Source organism: Pectobacterium brasiliense (assembly GCF_013449685.1).
GTDB classification, from domain to species: Bacteria; Pseudomonadota; Gammaproteobacteria; order Enterobacterales; family Enterobacteriaceae; genus Pectobacterium; species Pectobacterium brasiliense_A.
The window spans coordinates 266179-288634 of record NZ_JACDSF010000016.1 but is presented as its reverse complement, the minus strand read 5'-3'; the positions used below and the strand labels follow the sequence as shown (position 1 = coordinate 288634).

Sequence of the window (22456 nt, the reverse complement as noted above, 5' to 3'; positions counted from 1 at the left end):
TCATCCTGATAGGATCTGCACCGGGGAAGCTTTACGCTGCCCGCCCATGGAAGAAAAAGGGCGGGCAGACGTTCAGGCATTAAGACGTTTGCCGCTGGCCTGATCAAAAACATGAACCGTATTGGCTTTAGGACGCAGATAAACCCGATCGCCCGCTTGCAGCATCAGGCGTGTTTTCTGGCTGACAGTAATGCGGCGACGATCGCTCAACAAGCAAAAAACATGCAGGTCACTGCCAGTATTTTCCACCGTTTCGACCGTAGCCGCGATCGTGTTATTACCCTCTTCCACCCATTCAAAGTGTTCAGGGCGTACTGCATAGACGATTTGTTGGCCTACCGTAACCGTCACATCTTGCGGCACGGGCATTTGGGTATGTTCATCCAGTTGCAACACGCAGGTGCCCTGATGTTCAACCGCCCAGCCGGACAATTGGTTAATCTCAGGAGAGCCAATAAATCCCGCCACAAAACGGTTGGCAGGACGATCGTACAGATCGAGTGGCGACCCTACCTGTTCAATCACGCCATCACGCAGCACCACAATCATTTCGCCCATGGTCATGGCTTCAATTTGATCGTGCGTAACATAAACCGATGTCGTATGTAGACGCTGGTGCAGTTCACGAATTTCCGCCCGTACCTGAGTACGCAGCTTGGCATCCAGATTGGAGAGCGGCTCATCGAACAAAAACACCTGTGGGTTGCGCACAATCGCACGTCCCATCGCCACACGCTGACGTTGGCCACCAGACAACTCTTTCGGCAAACGGTCAAGCAATTTTTCCAACCCAAGCAGGACGGCAACGTCATCCACCTTCTGGTTGATCTCTTTTTTCGGCATCTTTGCTAATTTAAGTGCAAAGCCCATATTTTCCCGCACTGTCATTTGCGGATAGAGGGCGTAGCTTTGGAACACCATAGCGATATCACGCAATTTGGGTTCCTGTTCGGTCACATTCAGACCATTGATGTGAACCTCTCCCTCAGTGACCTCTTCCAAACCCGCGATTAAGCGTAATAAAGTCGATTTACCACAACCGCTGGGGCCAACCAGCACGCAGAACTTCCCGTCTGGGATCTCCAGTGACACATCACGAATGATTTTCGTGTTATCAAAAGATTTGCTGACGTTTTTAAGAATGACAGAACCCATAGTAATCCTCAGTCTCATTCACAGGACGCGCATAACTGCCGCCAAAACCAACCGGTGGCGCNNGGCGCGCCACAACACAACGGGAAATCACCCTTTTACTGCACCAGACATCAGCCCACGGTTGAAATATTTTTGCAGTCCCAGGTAGACAATGGCGCTTGGCAACATCGCCAGCAGGGTGATCGCGATAAAGACGTTAGGTGAACTGTTTTCATCCGAGCTGAGCACACGCAACATCACCTGAATGGTATACATGCTCTCCTGATTCACCACGATCAGCGGCAGCAGATACTGATCCCAAATCATGATGAAACCAAAAATCACCACCGTACCCAGCGCGGGACGAACCAAAGGCAGAATCACATTCCAGAAAATTTGCCATTCGGAAGCCCCGTCGACGCGGGCAGCATCTTCCAGATCCTTAGGAATGGCGGACATAAATTCACTCAACACAAAAATCGAAAAGGCCCAACCAACAATCGGCAAGATCATGCCCATGTAGCTGTTGGCAATCGAGGCATCCAACACAGGTAACTTCCAGTTGATAATGACGTACAGCGGAATAGCGATCACTTCTTCTGGCAACATCATTGTGGACAGGATAATCAACCCGACGACGGACGCGCCGCGAAATTTTTTGCGCGACAGGGCGTAGGCAGCCAATGCGCTCACCCCAACCTGTAAGATCAAACCGAAAGCCACCACCACCAGCGAATTAAACAGAAATTTCCAAACGCCAACCTCAAACCAGGCGCGACGAAAATTCTCCAACGTAAAATGTGAGGGCCACAGCACCAGCTCTCCCGGTTTCACCGTCGCACCGCTGAACGCAGTCATAACGATACCGATAAACGGCCCCACGAAAACAATCAGTACCGCCGCATAAATAATGCCGCAACCGATACGATCCCACAGTTTCATTTTCATCTACTCATACCTCTGGTGCCTTTCAAATTAATACTTCACGTAACGTTTCTTGACGGCAAAATGAATTAACGTCAGCAACACGGTAAAGATGAACAGCACAAACGACACCGCCGAGGCATAGCCGTAATCAAACTGAACGAATCCGGCCTTATAAATTTGCGTCATCACCACTTCTGTCGAACCTGACGGTCCCCCTCCTGTTGAGGCGTAGATTTCGGCAAATACGCGAAAACCGCGAATGAAGGACAGCATAATGATGACCGAAATCGCAGGAATCAGCCCCGGCAAAGTCACATAACGCAAACGATTCCAACGACTGGCGCCGTCAACGTTAGCTGCGTCATACAGTTCCCGGTTAATGGTGGCGAGCCCAGCAATGAAGATCACCATGTTGTATGGCACCGCTTTCCAAATTTGCAGCAGCATCACCATCGGCATAGCCTGGTGCGGATCGGTAAGAAAGCCCTGCGCATCAATGCTAAACCACGACAACATGTGGTTGATCACGCCGTTGGGCGTAGGGTTGAACATAATTTTCCACATTTCTGCCACGATAGCCGCGCTGGTGATCGCTGGCAGGAAAATCGCAGTACGGATAAAACGCAAATGCCGTGCTGGCCCTTCCAACACAATGGCGATAAAGAAAGCAATAAATGCTGACGCCAGCGCGGTCACTACCACGTTAAGCAAGGTGTTGAGCGTGGCATCATGGAGATCGCCGTCGTTCACTATGCGTGAAAAGTTTGCCAGCCCGACCCAATTATCGGGCTGACCAAAGTTGATCTGATAAAAACTCATCACCATGCCCTGCACCATTGGAATGAATTTAAACCAGGTAAAAACGATCAATGCCGGTGCCAAAAATAGCCAAGGCGTTAACCAGCGTTTAGTACGTGGGGAAAGGATGCTCATATTCACCGCCTGAATGCATCGCCATCGCGGCCACCAACAACAAGTGGACGCGATGACGTGGAATGACTTATTTTGCTAAAACTTTTTGTTTACCCAGTTCAATATTCACTTTTTCATTGAGCTGTTTCAGATCAGTTGGAATATCAGACTGGCAATTGGACAGGATTTTGTTGAAACCATCGGCAGTTACCTGACGAATTGGCGTCCAGTTCGGCACGGCAGGCACATAGTGACCATCAGAGGCATACTGCTCAGCAAATACGCCCCAACGTTGATCCTGATAAATCGCATTGGCATCCACCGTTTTATTCACCGGCAAACGAACGATCGGTTCGTTAGGCGTGCCGACAGCAGTACCGATCTTCTGTCCTTCCGGCGAGATAAAGAAGTCGATAAACTTCAGCGCCTGTGCTTTTTGCTTACTGCTTTTTACTAGGAAGATCGCTTCACCTTCCGCCAGGCTAGCGTTGCTGACCGGACCACGCGGCGGTTTTACCACTTCAAACTTATCCGGACCTGGCTCATTAGAGAACACGGGCATACTGTATGGGCCAGACAGCACCATACCCACCTGACCAGAGCGGAAGGCGTTGGAAATATCAGAGGTTACTGCGTTGATAGCCCCCGGCTGAACCACTTTGTCACACACCATGCCCCGCATGAAGGTTACGGCATCGACCACGCCTTTATCATCCAGTGAGGCTTTGAAAGCATCACCTTGACGGCTCACAAATTCGCCCCCCGCCTGCCAAATAAAGGAAGAGAGGATCCAACTGGTATAACCACGCGTAGCGGAACCCGGTAGGCCAAAACCGTAGGTATCATTTTTACCGTTGCCATCGGGATCCTTTTCAGTAAAAGCTTGCGCAAGCGCCTTCAGATCATCCCACGTTTTCGGCTGCGGTAACCCAAGCTTTTCACGCCAGTCTTTGCGAATATAGAGTGCGGAAGCCTGCACCGACGTCGGAATACCGTAGTATTTACCATCGCCAAATTTCAGGCTGTTCAACGCCACAGGTTGCAGATCCTTCCCATAGGACAACTGACTTGGCTCAATAGCATCTACCACGTTTAATTGAATCAACTGCCCCATGTAAGCCGCATCATTAATGATCAGATCCGGCAGTGTATTGCCCACGGCTGCACGAGCCAGACGCTGTTCAAAGTCAGTGCTGGCACTGAAGTAGCTCACTTTGATACCGGTTTGCTTCTCAAACGCTGCTGCTTCTTGTTCATAGATGACGCGGGCGTTGTTGTTGGCCCGGATCCAGACATTCAGTTCATCAGCGGCGTGAACCGCCAACGAACTTCCCGCCAACAGCGCGGTCGCAACTACCTTGGCTACTATTTTTTTCATTATGGTTGTTCCTCGTTTTCGGATGGCCCTGGTGTCAGACGCATAAAGCGTTATTCTTCATTGCGATGACTGAACGGATGCAAAAACACTTCCCGCGATTCAATCTCTACAGGGAATGCCGCCTTGCACCAAATGATTACTAAACAGATATTTTTATAGTAAACAAAAATACAACATAGTAAATTGGACAGATCGCGATTTGTGATTAAGATCGACATGTCCTTTCCTATCAGACTGCGGTATCGGCATGGGCAAAACAGATAGCCACCGTCTTAATCTCATAAGGTGTGAACGTCAATGTCAGCGGTCCCTGCTGTGGCGCTTTCCCGCTTTCCGGCACTTCCAACAGATCGCACTCTCTCCACTCGCGGATAGGCAGCGAGCTATCAAGCGTGAGTTGCTGCCGCCCACCGGCAAACTCATGCAGTCGCACGATAACCCACTCGCTTTGTTCTGCTTTCTTAATCGCATCCAACGCAACAAAAGGATGATCACAGCGAATCACACCATTTGCTGCTTCTCGCCATTCTCCCGGCAATACCTGCAATGGCTCATTGAGCGAGAAGGCCTGTTGTGCCACGGCAGCATCACGCCAGTCTCCGGCATGTGGCAGCAGCGCATAAGTAAACTCATGTTCGCCGCGATCGGCATGAGCATCTGGACTAACCGCAGATTTGATCAGCGTCAGTTGCATCACGTTATCTTTGATCGCATGACCGTACTTGCAGTCATTCAGTAGGCTAACGCCATAGCCGTATTCCGAAAGATCGGCCCACTGGTGTGCCACGCTCTCGAAGCGCGCAGCGTCCCAGGTGGTGTTCCAGGTTGTGGGCCGTTTGACGTTGCCAAACTGGACGTCATAGGTGGCCTCTGTGGCACGCACCGCCACTGGGAAAACCACCTTAAGGAGTTGATTAAAGTCTTGCCAGTCGACACGGGTATGGAAATCGATACGGCGCAGTTGGCTATAAACCTGCATCTGCTGTACCACGCGACTGTGATGGTAACGCCATACAAACTCAATTGAGCAGCGCAAGGCACCTTGTTCAACAACGCGTACTGATTCCAATTCGGTTACTGGGTGCTGTTTCTGGAAGTAGAAAATTTCGATATCCCAAGCGTCGTATTTCAATGGTTTATCTTCATATACCGTCAATACGTTGCCGTGATCCGCCAAGACCTCACGCTGATACTGTCGGTCGTAAATACGCGTCAAATGGCCTTGTTCATTCCAGACAATCAGGTAGTGTGGCGTTTCCAATTGACCTTCACCGAACACAAACGGGGTATTTTCTTCGACATTCGTTTCCAACGGCGTAGCGTAGATCGTCGTACCTGACAGCGAAGGCAAATCACTTACCTGCACCAGGCTTCCGCCATCCACAGGCTGCGATAACAGCATTTGTCCTTGCGCATCACGCCATACCACATCGCTAGCACCAGGAATAAAGGCCATATCGTCGCGCTTCCAGGAGCCGCTGTTCACTAAGCTCACTGCATCCTGATGCGGCGTCACCAAGTGATGCCAGCTTTCATTAAGCACGTCAGCCACGATGTTTTCTGCCTCCTGATACTCCAACGCCGCATCCTGATACACCTCAGCAATGGAGGAACCAGGAATGATGTCGTGGAACTGATTGCGCAGCAGGATTTTCCAACCGTCAGTCAAATCGTCAGCGCGATACTGTGACCAGCCACCACCTGTCAAGGCGCTCAGCACCTGAACCCACTCTGCTCGACGGTAGCGTAACTCGGCCTGACGGTTCGCCTTTTTCACTTGAGCCTGACTGGTGTAGGTACCACGATGGCTTTCAAAATAGAGTTCACCGTCCCAGGTGTGTTGGTATTCATTACTGTCCTGCAAGCGCGCATCAAGGCGGGTAAAGTAATCATCCACACGCCCCATCTGAATCGCAGGTAGTGCCGGCATTTTTTCAAAGCGGCGTAACAACTCCAGCATCTCTTCCGTTGGGCCACCGCCACCGTCACCATAGCCGTAGGCCAGCAGTAATTCCTGATTGAGCGGTTTGTCTTTATAGTTGTCCCAAATGCCCTGCACCGATTCCGCATTCACCATGCCGTTATAGGTATAACGAGGATGACCAGCCTCTGGTGTAGTGATGAAGTGAGCCAACACATCGCTACCGTCAATACCGCGCCAGGTAAAAGTATCATGCGGCATCTTATTGAATTCATTCCAACTTATCTTCGTTGTCATGAAGTACTTGATACCGCTTTTTTTCAGAATTTGTGGCAATGCCCACGAATAACCGAAAACATCAGGCAGCCATAGGCAGTGTGGCGTGATACCAAATTCCTCTTGCATAAAGCGACTACCCAGAAGAATCTGGCGCACAAAAGACTCACCCGAGGGTAAGTTACAATCCGCTTCAACCCACATTGCCCCGTCCACTTCCCAGCGCCCTTCTTTGATGCGCTGTTTTATTTGACGATAAAGATCGGGGTAATCCTGTTTAATGTAGTCATACAACTGGGGCTGAGACTGGAAGAAGGTGTATTCAGGATAGCGTTCCATCAAGCGCAGCACCGTGGAGAATGAACGAGCGCATTTTTCACGTGTGTGTTTGAGTTGCCATAAAAAGGCGACGTCGATATGCGTATGCCCGACACAATGCACCGTCACTGGGTGTGACTTGTTGGGCTGCGCATAGTCACGCTCCAACTGAGTCGAAGCGTCAGTAATGGAGCGGTAAAAACCGTCACTGCCGGGATCTCGCCAATCAATCAGGCGGTAGGCAGCATCAGTGACCGTTAATAATCGTATACGCCAGGGATCGTTTTCCGGCAACACTGCCAGCGTTTGCAAGATTGCCAATGTGGTGTAATAGAGCGTGTCAGTCGGTTTATCCAGAACGGCAAATTGCGCCTTTTCAAACCCATTTCCGACATGAAATGCCTGAAAATGTTTACGAACCTTGCCTTCCAGAATACCCGACCAAAGACGGAAACAAAGTTCGAGGGTTTTACCCTGATATTCCTCAGGGAAAACAACCTGCGCATGGTTTTGATCGATGCCATGAAACGGCAGACCGTCAATATACAGCAGAGCTTCAAAGTCAGGCCGTTGCACGCCCAAACCAAAATCAAAATTCCCGACGACAGTGTATTGCGGGCACGTCTGTGGCAACGTTACACGTAATTTCAGCCAGGCATAAATATCCCGTTCCTGCCAACGGAATCCTTGTTTACAGGGCTGCCAGTCAGCCTCGGTGCCCGGTGGGTAAGCCCCGTTTTTTCCTTCACGATCAAAGCAAATCTCCGCCAGCTCCACCGATTGAATCTGTCGCAATCGATATTGGGCTACTTCGTCCAAGCGCTGGCTTAACTTTTCCTCGGTAAAAAACATAGCGTGCTCACTGTAATCATAGGGGGGTAAATGCGGCTCCTATGTAATAGCACTCAGTGTTTTTTTAGTAAACAAAATGAGTTTTTTAATTAAACATCCGTGATGTGATTCACAACATGGCGTTATTTTTTCATATGCCATGACAATAAAAAAACACAACACAATGATTAATAAAGGTTAAAACCAAAACACACTTGTCTAAACCCTCAAAACATCGATTGAGTTTAGTAAACATAAAAAGTACCCTAGACGAAAATTAACAATTTATAGCGCCTCTAATTTATGGCGTATCTCTGTCGCCAGTGGGCGGCATAGGAGCGAAACACCATGTTAAGTTTGGGCATTGATATCGGCGGGTCTAAAATCGAGGCCGTGGTGCTGAACGCAGCGGGCGAAGTCGTCTATCTACAGCGCTATGCCACAGAAAAGCAGAGCTATGAATCTTTCTTTCACCGGCTATGCCAAGTGATTGAAGAGGTGCGGAAAGCCCTTCAGCAGCCTTTTACCATTGGCATCTGCCTACCCGGCACGGTAGAAGCCAGTAACCGCTGTATCAAGAACTCCAATATTCTGGTGATTAACCAGCAACCGCTGCCAGCCATGTTGGAGGCATACGTAAAGCAACCCATCGCCATTAGCAACGATGCCAACTGTTTCACGCTCTCTGAAGCTATCGACGGAGCGGGCCAAGGCTACGATACCGTATTCGGTGTCATTCTCGGCACCGGTTGCGGTGGTGGTATCGCTATTCATCAGCGGGTACTGGATGGCCGTAATCGCTGTGCAGGTGAGTTGGGGCACAATGCGCTGCCACGCTATACGCCAGAGTATGACGGCCCAGCGGTCAGTTGCTATTGTGGGCAAAGCAACTGTATTGAATCGTTTGTCTCTGGTACCGGTTTAGCTCAACGCTACAACCACTTTAATGGTACTACACTGAGCGCCAGAGAAATTATGGATGCAGTCGAATTCAAAGAGAGCAATGCGCTGGCTTACTTTCAGCGTTATCAGGATCAACTCGCACGTGCATTGTCCAGTGTGGTCAACCTGCTCGATCCCGACGTGATCGTACTGGGCGGCGGGTTATCAAATAGTGAAGCGATTTATACCGATCTTGGCGATCGTATTGCCCGCTACGTGTTTAGCAATACCTTTATGACGCCGATCGTACAAGCCAGATACGGCGACAGTAGCGGTGTGCGGGGCGCTGCCTGGCTCGGTGCAAAAGCCGGTTACCCCATGCCGGACGATAAAACGTTGTGATAACATAATGCAATCATCACGGAGTTCCTTTTTATTCACAGCGTAAGGTAACGCATGACCAAGCGGATCAGGATCAGAGATATTGCCGCCGCATCCGGCGTGTCCACGGGAGCAGTGTCGCGAGCCCTAAAAGGACAGCCAGGACTAAAAGAAGAGACTCGGCAGCGCATTCTCTCTATCGCCCAGCAACAGGGTTATGATTTTACTCGATTGCGTACAGAAAAAATTCGTCGAGTCCTGTTTCTGCTACACCGTCAACACAACATTACCAGTGCATTATCCTTCTATTCTCCACTGTTGCTCGGTGTTGAAAATGCTTGCCGTCAGGAAGGCATTGCCTTGAGTTTTCTTGCATTAGGGCCGATGGACCCCGTCGAGGAACAAGTCAGGCTGCACGAGCCGGACGCATTACTGTGTGCAGGTTTCTTTGAGCCTGAGCTTCTGGCCGTGCTGCACAAGATGCAACTGCCTTTGGCATTGGTGGATCTTTGGGCACCTGATTTACCCAGCGTCAACCCAGATAATGTGCAAGGTGGTTATCTGGCGACCCAGCATCTGATCGCCCAAGGCCGGACACGTATCGCCTATTTGGCAAGCAGCTTGGCTCATTACAGTATTCGCCAACGAGAAAAAGGCTACCGCCAAGCGCTATATGAAGCGAAATTGCTGATGCCCCCAGAGTATGAAGCGATCGCCCCACCATTGCTGGATACCGAAAAGGCGCTGACGCAGGCGGTGGAAGAGCTGCTGGCACTGCCGCAGCGTCCTGACGCCATTTTTGCCTATAATGATTCCGCGGCGTTGATTGCTATGCGCGTCTGTCAAAAACAAGGGCTTAATCTGCCGCAAGATATGGCAATTGTCGGGTTTGATGACATTGATTCTGCACGTTTGGCTCATCCGCCCTTAACCACAGTTGCGATTGATAAAGCACAGTTAGGTCATCAAGCACTCGCTCTCTTACTTGACCCTGAACGGCGCGTGGGCGCTCAGCATCTCGCAGTGCAGCTAGTGATCCGTAAAAGTGCAGGTGAAGAGTAGTATTCCTTTTACCTTGGAGACATTATGCCTTCACAACCCCACCTGTTCTCTTTGACCAGCCATGATGGCCAACTTGCTGCCACGCTGAGTACGGCGGGTGGCATTTTGACTTCGCTACGTTACAAGACATCCGTTCTGCCGCCCCGAGAAGTGCTCTACCGCGCCCCTTGGCTGGATGATGTAGCAGCCTGTGCCAATCTTCCGCCATTAATGCAGCGCCTCGCGGGAGAGTGGGTGGCCGTCCCATTTGGCCATAGTTCACAGGATGGTGAGGGCTTTTTTCATCATGCTTCACATGGTTTGCCTGTTAACGGTGAATGGCAGGTTACATCTCAGAAAGAAAACGTCATTCAGCTCCAGTTTCTGTTTGCTGAGGATTTTCCGCTCACACGCTTAACGCGTGAAGTAACGTTGCAAGACGATGGAAGGGCCTGTTTTCGACTGATTGTTGAAGCGCGCCGAGAATGCCGTTTTCCTATCGGCCTACATCCCATCTTTCCCATCGGCAATGACGCAGGAGATGTCATTTTAACGGCAGAAAACATGCAAAGTGGGCTGGTGTACCCCGAAGCACCGGAGCCAGGCATCAGCCAATTACGCCCCTTGGCAAGGTTCAACAGCCTTGCTACTGTGCCAACGGTATCAGGCAATGTGATGAATCTGCAACGGCTTCCATTAGCAGAAGCCACGGAAGAAATCGTCCAGCTACTGAGCCCAGTATCAGCCATCAGTCTGCATTATCCAGCACAACAGCACCGCGTCACGCTGCGTTGGGACACGCAGTCGCTTCCTCACTGCTTGCTGTGGTTTAGCAATGGTGGCCGTGCTTATGCACCCTGGAATGGGCGAAACCGCTGTTTGGGGGTTGAACCCATTTGTTCGGCCTGGGATCTTGGCCCCAAAAGTCTCAAGGAAAATCCTATCGCCGCGCAAGGTTATGCGACCAACCAACAAATAACGCCGGAAAACCCACTGAAGATTGATTACCAGCTACATTGTCAGCCCGCTTAAACGGTAAACATGCTTAAACAAGATGCAGTTGATAAGGTTGTGCGTTGAGCTGCTGCTGCACCTCAAACGCTAACGCGCTGTCGGTGATGATATCGGTCAGCGCTGACAGCGGCGTGACGCAGAACAGTGAGTACGCGCCGTATTTGCTGCTGTCGGCCAGCAGTATCCGGCGACTGGCATTCGCGCCAAGATCTTGTTTTACGCCCGCTTTCTCTTCCGTCGGCGTGGTGACGCCTTTATCCAGACTCCATGAGTTACAGCTGATAAACGCAATATCGGGATAAATGCTGCGCAACAGACGGCGGCCGTGTTCGCCGATGCAGGACTGGCTGCTGTCATCAATACGTCCACCGATAATCGTCACTTCGATCTGCTTGAACTCAGACAGGAACAGCGCAATTTGCAGATCGGCGGTAATCACGCGCAGCGGCAGATGCGTCAGGTTTCGCGCCAGCTCCAGCATGGTCGTTCCTGCATCCAGCACCACCGCGCTGCCCGGTTTGACTAGCGTTGCGGCATAGCGCGCTATCGCCTGCTTTTCCTGAAGACTGCGTTGTAATTTCTCATTCGTGGTCGGCTGGGAAGGAATAAAACGATTGAGCGTCACACCGCCATGACTGCGACTAATCACGCCCTGCTCATCCAACTTGATTAAATCACGACGGATCGTCGCCGGAGAAGCGTCGATCACGGACACCAGTTCATCGACTGTCACCAGATTATGGCTTTTCAGATAATCCATAATCTGATCAAGACGACTCTGGCCTCTTACTTTATCCCCGCTCATGCGGAAAGCATCAGTTAATGTAGGATCCACGGCGATATCCATCTTGCGGTTGTTAAACTCTCTATTCTTTATTGCAGGATACCAGAAACCTTCCCGAACGCGGGAAGGAAGATATCCTGCAATGCGTGCTGTATCGCGTTTTATTCGCTTACAAAAACCGTGCTATCAACCGTGATGGGTTACCGCCAATCAGGCCAGCTGCATGGCGAGCTGGATAGAGATCGCCATACTTTCTGACTTCGCTTTACCCGTCCAGGCAATATCAAACGCCGTGCCGTGGTCAGCAGACGTACGGATGAACGGCAATCCGGCGGTGATATTCACCCCATCATAGAAGCCCAGCAGCTTCAGCGGAATGTGCCCCTGATCGTGATACATCGCCACCACCATGTCGTACTGGCCTTCATACGCCTGTAGATAGACGGTATCCGGCGGGCATGGGCCATACACATCAATGCCTTTGGCCTTCATGGCTTCCACCGATGGCGACACAATTTTGATCTCTTCATCACCAAACAGGCCATTCTCGCCCGCATGCGGGTTAACCCCAGCAACGGCGATACGCGGGTGGGTAAAACCAACGCGCTTGAGGAAGACATCCGCCATGTCGATCACCGTTTCCACGCGATCGCGGTTCAGCGTGTCCAGGAATTTACGCAGCGCGATGTGTGTTGAAACATGGATCACCTTCAACTTATCGGTATACAGCACCATCGCATAGTCGCGGCTGTTGGTCAGCTTCGCTAGCAGTTCGGTGTGGCCCGGATAGAGGTGGCCCGCCGAGTGCAGCGCTTCTTTATTCAGCGGTGCGGTGGCAATCGCATGGACTTCACCCGCCATCGCCAGTTCGGTCGCTTTCTTGATGCAGCGGTAAGCCAAATCGCCCGCCTGCGCCTGAACAACGCCAGGCTTCAGTGCCTGAGGATCTTCCAGCGGCTCATCAATCATGTTGATTACGCCCGGCGCGAAGACCGCGTCAGCCGGTTTATCAATGATTTTCAGCTCTACGGCTGGCACGATATTCAGCGCCAGAATACGTCGCATAGTCTGTACACAGCCCACCACCACAGCAGATGCGCCGGAAAGCTCGCCTTCGGCCAGCGACTTGATAATAATTTCCGGTCCAATCCCTGCCGGATCACCCATCGTTACCGCAATAATTTTACTCACTGACCTTCTCCTCAATAAAACGTAAAACGTCGAGCAAAGTAGTTTCGTTGCCAAAACCCCCCGCTTTAGTCATCACAGGGGTCGTGCCGACAACGCTGTTCAGCAGGTATCCCCAGGGCACACAGGATGCGATTTGCCCCTTAATCTGAAAGCCGGTCGCGCCCAGTGCGGTTGCCACGGCAATCGCAATGTCACCACCGGATAAATACAGTCCGCCCGGCAGACGCTGGTTAGCGCTGCCCGCCGTCAGGCTGTCTAGCGCCTGAACAATATTGCGCGTAAGTTCCCCCAGATAGTGGCTGATCGTTTCGCCAAGCTGCTGTCGGCTAAGCCCAAGCTGCTGGCACCGCGCGTCGATCTCGAAGCGCTGATTTTCGTTATGACAGGTGCGAATAATGCAGTGATTACCGCTCATCAGCGCCTTCACCGCGTCCTCACACTGGGATGCCATGACGGTGGATGACTCGGCTGAAAAGAGTGCGTTGATATCAATATCAACCAGCGTGACATCGCTGCGCAGCCTGACGGCCGCAATCTGTTTTTGAGCGATGTCGCTCATCGACCCGACGACAGCCAGCAGCGGCTTTTCGGTTTTACGCGTAAAATTCTGCGTATTCGCCAGCGCTTCGCTCAGCCCCGCCGAGCCGACCAGCAAGGGGCGAAACGGCAACTTTCTGGCGGCATCAACGATATGTGTCAGATCGTCCTGCACGTCCGTATCAAGAATAATCAGACGCACGCCCTCGTCCGCCAGCTGCTGCAAACGGTGGGCTAAATTAGCCTGACGGACGTCATCAAGGTGTATCTCCGCCACAGGTAACGCGGTTTGTTCTGCCAGACGGGCAGCGATAGAAGCGGAGGTCACCGGCGTTTTGGGATCGCTGGCAAACTCCGTGTCGGTAAGCAGGCGACCATTCACCCAGACTTCACCTTTGCGGGTCACACGCCCCAGCGTCGGCGACGCCGCGGCAATCAGCGCAACGGGCACGGCTGCCGCAGACAGCGCGGCGGCGATTTCCGCCCCCAAATTCCCACGCAGCGTCGAATCAATCTTCTTGATAATCCAGCCTTGTCCGCCAGCGGCGTGCCAGGCTGCAACCGCTTCTGCGGTACGTTGAGACGCCACGTCGTCACGCGCCGCACGGCTATCGGTGTTGATCACCACCGCATCGCCCAGTAAATCCGCGTGCAGTTTATTAACGTCAAAGACGACGCTAACCCGCGCGCCATGCTGCGCCAGACCGACGCCCGCATCATTGGCACCCGTAAAGTCATCAGCGACCACTAATACCTGTTCTGCTGATTGCTGCACGTTTGGCATACCTCATCCCCGGTTCATGATTACCTGATAATGATTATATTGAATCACATTTGATTATATGTGAGCAATATCAAATTATTTAAAAGGAATTTCACCTATAAATTATCACCACGATGTGGCAAATGGCGTTTAGCAGTGACTAAAACCATTCCATTTGACTGAAAGTAATCACCATCGCAACCATTATCATCGCGATAACGCTCTGGCGAAGAAGAGAAAAGGCAAGGTAATAAGCATGAATATCAATAGCACTATCCTCAGCGGTTACCGGGTACTTCAGGACATTAGTCACCTGTTGGCAGGGAAACAGCACGTTTTATTTGTCACCGACAAAAACATCGTCGGGCTGCCTGACGTTCAGGCGCTGATCGCACAAGTTAAGCACGCCGTTCCGCAGGTTCTGTTGGTTGATCATGTTCCTGCCGAACCAAGCCAGCACGACGTGGCACAGATACTGAGCCAGCTCAACCAAATCCAGACCGATCTGGTCATCGGCGTGGGCGGCGGCAGCGTACTGGACGTCGCCAAACTGCTTTCCGTACTGTGCGCGGGCGATGAAACCGTCACGCTGGATAGCCTGCTGGCGGGAGAGAAACCGACGCGCCGCACGACATCCCTGCTTATCCCGACCACCGCAGGAACCGGCTCAGAAGCCACGCCGAATGCCATTCTGGCGATCCCGGAAAAAGAGACCAAAGTCGGCATTATTACGCCAGTGATGCTGCCGGACTATGTTGCGCTGGTGCCGGAGCTGACCATCAGCATGCCGTCACATATCGCCGCTTCAACCGGTATCGATGCGCTCTGCCACCTGATTGAATGCTTCACCTCAACGATTGCCAACCCGGTCAGCGACAACTACGCGCTGATTGGCCTGAAAAAGCTGTTTGCCAACCTCGAAACCTCCGTGCGCGAGCAGAGCAATATGGAAGCCAAGCTGAACATGCTGTGGGCGTCCTACTACGGCGGTGCCGCCATTGCCCACTCCGGTACACATCTGGTTCACGCCATGTCTTACCCGCTGGGCGGCAAGTACCACATCCCACACGGCGTAGCGAACGCCATCCTGCTCGCCCCTTGCATGCGTTTCGTGCAGGACGCCGCACAGGAGAAATTCGCACAGGCGTATGACCTGCTGCCGGATGCCGATCTGACGCTCAGTACAGCGGAAAAAGCGCAAGCGCTGGTGACCTACTTCAGCGAGTTGGTTAAACGCCTCAACCTGCCTAACACCTTACAGCAGCTTGGCGTGGAAAAAGACCACCTGCCGTATCTGGTTGATGCCGCCTTACAGGTTCAACGCCTGATGAAAAACGTGCCAACACAGGTCAGCGCTGACGACGTCCGCGAGGTTTATCTGACCCTCTTTTAAAGCGCGGATTTAGGCAAAACGGTTTTAAATTTTCATCTTTTTGATTACGTGTCACGAGGAAGAACAATGCGTAAAAATATTACCGGCGTCCTGACCGCCATCGTCACGCCGTTTGATAACCAAGGCGAATTTAATCCCGCTGCTATGCGTCTTCAGGTTCAGCGCCAGATGCGCTATGGCAACGGTATTTTCTGTAACGGCACCAACGGTGAGTTTTTCGTTCTACACACCGATGAGAAAGTTGCCGTCACGGAAACCTGCGTTGATGAAGTTGCCGGAAAAGTGCCGGTTGTCGGCCATATCGGTGAAATATCCACGCGGGAAACCATCAAGCTCGGCAAGCGCATCGCCGCGCTGGGTGTTGATGCCGTTTCGGTCATCACCCCGTATTTCATCCCACTCAAACAGGAAGAACTGATCGCCCATTACACCGCCGTCGCCGATGCGCTGACTGTGCCGGTGTTTCTCTACAACATTCCTGCACGCACGGGGAATACGCTGGCGCCGGAAACCGTCCGCACGCTGGCGGATCACCCGAACATCATCGGCATTAAAGACAGCGCAGGCAGCTATGAAAGCCTGAGCGGTTATGTGCAAGCGGTGAAAGGTGTACAGGGCTTTAACATATTGAATGGCACAGACTCGCTCATTCACCAGGGCTTTGTTGACGGCTGCTCCGCCTGTATTTCCGGGCTGGCTAACGTGGCTCCGGAACCGATCAGCCAGATTTGGCATCGTTTCCACGCCGGTGACATCGAAGGCTCCCGTCAGGCACAAGAACAGGTTGCCGAGTTGCGTAAGACACTGTACGCCATCGCGTTCTCACCGGCTGTGGTGAAAAAAGCGCTGGCGATCATGGGTGAAGATGTCGGCGTCAGCCGCTATCCAATCCAGTTTTCCGCACAGGATGAAGACAACATCCGCAACATCCTTAATCAATTCTCGCAGTAACAGAGAAATATCAATTTCCATTTAAGGCCGAGAAGATATGAACCATTTTGACTTCACCGATACCCTCATCATCATTGGGATGATAGTGTTTTATATCGCGTTTACCTCTTGGTTAACGCTCAAACTACGCAGTAAATCAAACGCTGAGTTCATGGAAGGATCGCGTGCGCTACCGGCATTTATCGTCGGTGTTTTGCTGATGACCGAATTCATCGGCGCCAAATCGACGGTCGGTACGGCACAGTCTGCCTTTGAAAACGGCATCGCCGCCTCATGGTCAGTAATTGGTGCCGCGATCGGCTTTCTTTTGTTCGGTATGATTCTGGTTAAGAAAATTTATAACACCGGCAAATTGACTATTTCTGGTGCTATCGCCGAGAAATACGGTACAAGTACCAAAAATATCATTTCGATCATCATGATCTACGCTCTACTGTTGGTAAACGTGGGCAACTACGTCAGCGGTGCAGCCGCAATCTCTACAGTGTTGAAGATTTCTCTGCCCGTCGCCGCACTGATCACGGCGATCGTCAGTACCTTCTATTTCTACTTTGGTGGTTTAAAAGGCGTGGCTTACGTCACCCTGATTCACAGTGCCATCAAATACATTGGTGTGATGATCATCCTGTACGTCGCATTGAAAATGACCGGCGGCATTACCCCGATGATCGAACAAATGCCGGATTACTACTGGACATGGGACGGTAACATCGGGGCCAGCACTATCTTTGCTTGGTTGATTGGCACCATCGGTTCCATCTTCTGTACCCAGTTCGTGATTCAGGCCATCTCTTCAACCAGCAGTGCAAAATCAGCCAAACGCGCAACCTGGGTTGCTTTCTTTTTCTGTATGCCTATCGCAATTGCTATTGCGGTCATCGGTGTTGCAGCGAAGTTTGCTCACCCAGAAATCAAAAGCCTCTACGCTATGCCGATTTTTCTACAAGATATGAATCCATGGGTTGCCGGTCTGGTTACGACGTCACTGGTCGCGTCTATCTTCATCAGCGTGAGTACCGTCGCACTGGCGATTGCTTCACTGATTGTTAAAGACTTTTATGTTCCGTATTACAACCCAACACCAGAAAAAGAAATGAAGATGACGCGCGTATTCTCGCTCATCATCGGCTTCCTGCCATTGATCTTCGTTTTACTGGTGCCTGAAGTTCTCAAGCTGTCATTCTTTACCCGAGCCATCCGCCTTTCTATCTCGGTGGTCGCCATCATTGCCTTCTATCTGCCGTTCTTTAACAGCACCCGAGGCGCGAATGCCAGCCTGATATCAGCCTGCGTCGCCACCTCTGTTTGGTATATTCTCGGCAACCCGTACGGTATCGATAATATGTACGTCGCGTTGATTACTCCGGCTATCGTCATGCTGATCGACCGCATGATTCCGAACAAAGCACACAAAATTAAAGTTTCTCAAACTGAAAATAAATCAGGAGCCTGAGTCATGAGTAGCGAAACCATTACCGTGGAACGTAGCGGAAAAGTTCATCACGCAGAAGGCGATGCCGCGCGTCTGGATGCCTACATTCCATCGGAATGCCCGCAGAATCATGCGGCCAACCTGCTCCATCTGCCGAACGGCGATGTGCTGTGCGTCTGGTTTGGTGGTACACAGGAAGGGATTGCGGATATCTCTATCTATATGTCCCGCCTGGTGAAAGGCAGCGATAGCTGGACTAAAGCCGTTAAGCTGTCTGAAGATGCCACGCGTTCCGAACAGAACCCGGTTCTGTTCCTCGCGCCGGATAACGTCCTGTGGCTGCTGTATACCGCGCAGAAATCCGGTAATCAGGACACCGCCATTGTGCGCTACCGCCAGTCTACGGATTTGGGCGCAACCTGGGGCGAGATTGGCACGCTGCTCGATCAGCCGGGAACGTTCATCCGCCAGCCTATCACCGTGCTGGCAAACGGTGACTGGCTGCTGCCGGTGTTCTACTGCCGCGTTCAGCCGGGTGAAAAATGGGTCGGCAACGATGATGACAGCGCCGTAAAAATTTCCAGCGATCAGGGGAAAACCTGGCAGGAATATCCAGTGCCGAACAGCACGGGCTGCGTGCATATGAACATCACCCCGCTGAAGGACAGCACGCTGCTGGCGCTGTACCGTAGCCGCTGGGCGGATTTCATCTACCAAAGCCGTTCAACGGATGGCGGTAAAACCTGGTCGGATCCCGTGCCGACCGAGTTGCCGAACAACAACTCGTCCATTCAGGTGACGACGCTGGAGAATGGCCATCTGGCGCTGGTGTTCAACCATATGAGCGCCGCCGATGCCACCGAACGCCGTCTGTCGCTGTACGATGAAATCGAGGATGAAGAAGACAAAGCCAGCAATGCCAAAATGCCGGAAGTGCAAGCCGGTGGTCGTAGCGCCTTCTGGGGTGCCCCACGCGCGCCGATGACGCTCGCCATTTCGGAAGACGGCGGTAAAAGCTGGCCATGGCAGCGTAATATCGAAGTGGGCGACGGCTACTGCATGACCAATAACTCCACGGAGAAGCTGAACCGCGAGTTCTCTTACCCCAGCGTTAAACAAGCGCAGGACGGTAAGTTGCACGTTGCGTTCACCTACTTCCGTCAGGCGATCAAGCACGTCGTGGTGAGTGAGGAGTGGGTCAAAGCGAACTAAACCACGCTACTTTTTCTCTTTGTCAGCGGGGGGCGCTCCCCCGCTACCTTCAGGACACTATTATGATTGCAGGAAACCTCAACACCCTCAAACTCGCTACGCTGCCTGAAGCGCTATGGACCATTCTATCCGCACCCGGCATGTCGTTAGCTGAACTGAATGCGCTGCCCGAAGGCCGCTATCAGCCGGAAGGGGCCGAATGGTTCTACAACATCGGCACCGTGAACACCGCACCGCGCGCCACGCGACATACCGAATTTCACAGCAACTATCTCGATATTCAGTTGATTCTGGAAGGTGAGGAGATTATCGGCTACGGTCTGAATGATGTGCATGGTCAGCCCGCGACCGAGCGTAAACCGGATCTTTATATTCTGGATAACCCACAGGTGCCACATCAGATCCATCTGCGGGCAGGCGACTTCGTCACGTTTTATCCGGGCGAAGCCCATCAGGCGCTGTGTGCCATTAACGACAGCCCTGCTCCGGTCAAAAAAGCCGTGTTTAAAATCCCCGTCACGTTGTTGTGATTCAGAATGGGCATCAAAGCCGTTAAGTTTGATTAAGGAGACACATGTCAGCGACAGCCCCCAAACACGCCCTGATTACCGGTAGCAGCTCAGGGATCGGTGCCGCCATCGCACAAAAATTACTGGCGGAAGGCTGGCGGGTAACCGGCCTGTCGCGCAAGCTGGGTGATTATTCACATCCACACTTTACCCACCGTGCGGTGGATATCATGGATACATCCGCGCTGACGGCCATTCTGGACGAGATGACGCAGGTCGATGCCGTCATCCATGCCGCGGGCATCATGAAAGCCGCTCCGCTCGGTCAGCTTTCGCTGGAAGACGGTGAAACGCTATGGCGATTGCATATCAACGCGGCGCAGGTGCTCGCCGACCGTCTGGTCGATAAGCTGCCGCAAGGTGGCCGAATTGTGCTGCTGGGCAGCCGTACATCCAGCGGCTCCGCGGGGCGCAGCCAGTACGTCACGACAAAATCCGCGATGATCGGCATGGCAAGAAGCTGGGCAGCGGAACTGGCTCCGCGCGGCATTACGGTAAACATTGTCGCACCGGGTGCCACAGAAACGCCGATGCTGACGATGCCGGGCCGCCAGAGTTCTCCGCCGAAGCTGCCACCGATTGGGCGTTTCATCCGGCCGCAAGAAGTGGCCGATCTGGTGGGTTACCTGCTCTCCCCATCTGCCGCAGCCATTACCGGCCAGCAGTTGGTGATGTGCGGCGGTGCCTCGCTGTAATTCATCGTGATTTCCTTGCTAAACCGGCCCCGCAGGCCGGTTTAGTTAGCTGCTGGCGCGGGGTTCAAAGATAAACTTCACTTTTTCCACTACCGGTGGATGCTCGTCGTTGTCCATCATGGCAAGCACCAGACGCCCGACCTCCGCGCCCAGCTTTTCATAATCAAGCCGCATCGCAGTCAGCGCGGGAAACGCGTGTTCGCATTGTTCAGAACCATCCAGACAGGCAATCGCCAGATCGTAAGGAACTTTCATCAGACGGCGTTGGCATTCAAAGAGCGCGCCCAACGCAATTTCTTCATGGCTACAGATAATCGCATCCAGTTCCGGCTGGTTTTGTAGCAGCTCCGTCATCGCATAGCGGCCAAACTGTAGGCTGGGAGCTTCCGGGATCGTAATTTTCAAATCCGCATTGTGATAATGCACCAGCATGGCTTTATTCCAGCCGTTCAACTGCTGTTTTTGCAAACGGTTATCCGTATGCGCGCCGATATAAGCCACATGACGATACCCCTTTTCCAGCAAAGACCTCGTCAGTTGTTCCGCCGCTTCGGCAAGGGCGATATCAATATTGATGTTTGCACTCAGCGCGGCTGCGCCGGACACATTCACCGTAATGACGTTGCTGGCCTGTATGATGTCCTGAGTACGTTGTGAGAGTTGCGCACTGAATAACACCAGTGCGGCAGGACGCTGCTGCAAGAGTTTTTCCACCATTCCCGCTTCGGTATGCTGGCGATATTCATGGCAGCCCATGATTAACGAAACGTTATGCTTACCCACTGCCTGTTGCAGCGCCTGCACAAAACGCACGCTGGCGCGATCTTGCTGAAAAGGATAAAGCACCGCAATAGCGGGCTGATAGGCTGACGCCAAGGCGCCTGCGGCCTGGTTCGGTACATAGCCCAGCGTTTTTATCGCATCATTGATTTTCTTCTGTGTGGCATCGGAGACCAGTCCTGGCTCCCTCAATGCGCGGGACACCGTCATCGCGCCGACACCAGCATGGTTCGCAATGTCCTGTAGCGTGACGCGACTTGTACTTTCGGTAAGCTGGCTGGCTTCTTGATTGGGTTCATAGCCCAATGTTCTGGCGGCCAGTTCCACTTTGCTGCGTAACTTCTCAGAGACCAGATCGGGTTTGCGCATCACGCGCGATACCGTCATCGTCCCGACGCCCGCGTAGTCGGCGACATCCTGTAGCGTAACCTTACCGGTACTACGACGCTTACGCATGCTCACTTCCTCTCCATTCGTCATTTTTCTCATCGCATGGTCGCGATAACAGCCTATTACATCATTGCCTTCAGGCTAGCGTGAAGGGCGAACGCCCCGCTTGTGCTAAGCAGGTCACAGTTAATGATAGTCATATCAGTTAGCGCTATCTTTTTAGATGTTAATCACATTATTTTCGAGGACGGCACACTATCCTGCGTTCAGAATGATACAGAGGTGACTCTAATGCTTAACACTTTACTAACACCAGACGTTGTTCAGATTTTACCTGCCTGTGATGACTGGCGTCACGCTATCGCCTTGTCCTGTAAGCCTTTATTGGATAACAGGTCGATTGAACCCACCTATGTTGAAGCGATCTACCACTCTCATGAGGCTATCGGTCCTTACTATGTCGTCGGCCCGGGGATTGCCATGCCGCATGCACGCCCGGAAGACGGCGTGAACCAACTTGCCGTCAGCCTGACACTGATTCGCGACGGCGTGGTTTTCCATTCCGAAGGCAACGATCCCGTACATTTACTGATCGTTCTGGCCGCCACGGACAGCAATAGCCATATCGATATTATTTCACAGCTCGCTCAGTTGTTCGACACGCCTGATGACGTCGCCGCGTTAATTAACGCGACGGAAGTAGAACAGGTGCTTTCCGTTATTTCTCGTTATTAATTGCCACCA

The 22456-nt window shown here is 52.2% G+C and carries 19 protein-coding genes; 10 read left to right on the top strand and 9 right to left on the bottom strand.

Features of this window, described 5'->3' with window-relative positions; genetic code table 11:
* Nucleotides 1-72: 72 nt before the first annotated feature.
* The 5 genes from H0248_RS07720 to H0248_RS07700 form a co-directional block, all read right to left on the bottom strand.
* Nucleotides 73-1155 carry an ABC transporter ATP-binding protein gene (locus tag H0248_RS07720; RefSeq protein WP_102117317.1) on the bottom strand — a complete coding sequence of 361 codons (1083 nt, stop codon included), beginning with the start codon at nt 1153-1155 and terminating at the stop codon, nt 73-75.
* A gap of 87 nt (nt 1156-1242) precedes the next feature.
* Nucleotides 1243-2082 carry a carbohydrate ABC transporter permease gene (locus H0248_RS07715; RefSeq protein ID WP_102117318.1) on the bottom strand — a complete coding sequence of 280 codons (840 nt, stop codon included), beginning with the start codon at nt 2080-2082 and terminating at the stop codon, nt 1243-1245.
* 27 nt (nt 2083-2109) lie between these two features.
* Nucleotides 2110-2994, bottom strand: a complete 885-nt coding sequence (locus H0248_RS07710; protein ID WP_102117319.1) for a carbohydrate ABC transporter permease — start codon at nt 2992-2994, stop codon at nt 2110-2112.
* A gap of 67 nt (nt 2995-3061) precedes the next feature.
* A complete protein-coding gene (locus tag H0248_RS07705) occupies nt 3062-4351 on the bottom strand; it encodes an ABC transporter substrate-binding protein (protein ID WP_180785381.1) in 1290 nt (429 codons plus the stop codon).
* A 229-nt stretch (nt 4352-4580) separates the two neighbouring features.
* A complete protein-coding gene (locus H0248_RS07700; RefSeq protein WP_180785380.1) occupies nt 4581-7718 on the bottom strand; it encodes an alpha-mannosidase in 3138 nt (1045 codons plus the stop codon).
* A 327-nt stretch (nt 7719-8045) separates the two neighbouring features.
* On the opposite strand from H0248_RS07700, the gene H0248_RS07695 reads away from it, so the two are divergent.
* From H0248_RS07695 to H0248_RS07685, 3 genes are read left to right on the top strand one after another with little or no spacing between them, the layout of a single operon-like run.
* Entirely contained in the window at nt 8046-8981 is a 936-nt protein-coding gene (locus H0248_RS07695) for an ROK family protein (RefSeq protein WP_180785379.1), read from the top strand.
* 54 nt (nt 8982-9035) lie between these two features.
* Nucleotides 9036-10022 (top strand): LacI family DNA-binding transcriptional regulator, encoded by a 987-nt coding sequence (locus tag H0248_RS07690; protein ID WP_102117323.1) that lies wholly within the window; start codon nt 9036-9038, stop codon nt 10020-10022.
* Between the two features lie 24 nt (nt 10023-10046).
* A complete protein-coding gene (locus H0248_RS07685) occupies nt 10047-11033 on the top strand; it encodes an aldose epimerase family protein (protein ID WP_180785378.1) in 987 nt (328 codons plus the stop codon).
* A 13-nt stretch (nt 11034-11046) separates the two neighbouring features.
* Here H0248_RS07685 and H0248_RS07680 read toward each other — a convergent pair whose 3' ends face one another.
* The 3 genes from H0248_RS07680 to dtnK form a co-directional block, all read right to left on the bottom strand.
* On the bottom strand, nt 11047-11862 hold the full coding sequence (locus tag H0248_RS07680; protein ID WP_180785377.1) for a DeoR/GlpR family DNA-binding transcription regulator: 816 nt from the start codon (nt 11860-11862) through the stop codon (nt 11047-11049).
* A 147-nt stretch (nt 11863-12009) separates the two neighbouring features.
* Complete coding sequence (locus tag H0248_RS07675) at nt 12010-12990, bottom strand: D-threonate 4-phosphate dehydrogenase (RefSeq protein WP_014916602.1); 981 nt, start codon at nt 12988-12990, stop codon at nt 12010-12012.
* The gene (gene dtnK, locus H0248_RS07670) at nt 12983-14311 is read right to left on the bottom strand and encodes a D-threonate kinase (RefSeq protein ID WP_180785376.1); all 1329 of its coding nucleotides are present in this window, start codon (nt 14309-14311) and stop codon (nt 12983-12985) included. Before dtnK ends, H0248_RS07675 begins: the two co-directional genes overlap by 8 nt.
* 235 nt (nt 14312-14546) lie before the next feature.
* On the opposite strand from dtnK, the gene H0248_RS07665 reads away from it, so the two are divergent.
* The 6 genes from H0248_RS07665 to H0248_RS07640 all read left to right on the top strand — a co-directional run bounded on the left by H0248_RS07665 (nt 14547) and on the right by H0248_RS07640 (nt 20542).
* Nucleotides 14547-15683, top strand: coding sequence for an iron-containing alcohol dehydrogenase (locus H0248_RS07665; protein ID WP_180785375.1), 1137 nt, complete (start codon nt 14547-14549; stop codon nt 15681-15683).
* Between the two features lie 66 nt (nt 15684-15749).
* Entirely contained in the window at nt 15750-16634 is an 885-nt protein-coding gene (locus tag H0248_RS07660; RefSeq protein WP_180785374.1) for a dihydrodipicolinate synthase family protein, read from the top strand.
* A 37-nt stretch (nt 16635-16671) separates the two neighbouring features.
* Complete coding sequence (locus H0248_RS07655; protein WP_180785373.1) at nt 16672-18087, top strand: sodium:solute symporter family protein; 1416 nt, start codon at nt 16672-16674, stop codon at nt 18085-18087.
* 3 nt (nt 18088-18090) lie between these two features.
* Nucleotides 18091-19278: a sialidase family protein gene (locus tag H0248_RS07650; RefSeq protein ID WP_180785372.1), complete on the top strand. Its 1188-nt coding sequence runs from the start codon at nt 18091-18093 to the stop codon at nt 19276-19278.
* Nucleotides 19279-19340: 62 nt separating this feature from the next.
* Nucleotides 19341-19808, top strand: a complete 468-nt coding sequence (locus tag H0248_RS07645) for a YhcH/YjgK/YiaL family protein (RefSeq protein WP_180785371.1) — start codon at nt 19341-19343, stop codon at nt 19806-19808.
* 44 nt (nt 19809-19852) lie between these two features.
* Nucleotides 19853-20542 carry an SDR family NAD(P)-dependent oxidoreductase gene (locus H0248_RS07640; protein ID WP_180785370.1) on the top strand — a complete coding sequence of 230 codons (690 nt, stop codon included), beginning with the start codon at nt 19853-19855 and terminating at the stop codon, nt 20540-20542.
* 45 nt (nt 20543-20587) lie between these two features.
* Here the strand turns inward: H0248_RS07640 and H0248_RS07635 are convergent, their stop codons facing one another.
* Nucleotides 20588-21778 (bottom strand): LacI family DNA-binding transcriptional regulator, encoded by a 1191-nt coding sequence (locus tag H0248_RS07635; RefSeq protein WP_180785369.1) that lies wholly within the window; start codon nt 21776-21778, stop codon nt 20588-20590.
* A gap of 225 nt (nt 21779-22003) precedes the next feature.
* On the opposite strand from H0248_RS07635, the gene H0248_RS07630 reads away from it, so the two are divergent.
* Nucleotides 22004-22447 (top strand): PTS sugar transporter subunit IIA, encoded by a 444-nt coding sequence (locus H0248_RS07630; RefSeq protein ID WP_180785368.1) that lies wholly within the window; start codon nt 22004-22006, stop codon nt 22445-22447.
* Nucleotides 22448-22456: the final 9 nt, after the last annotated feature.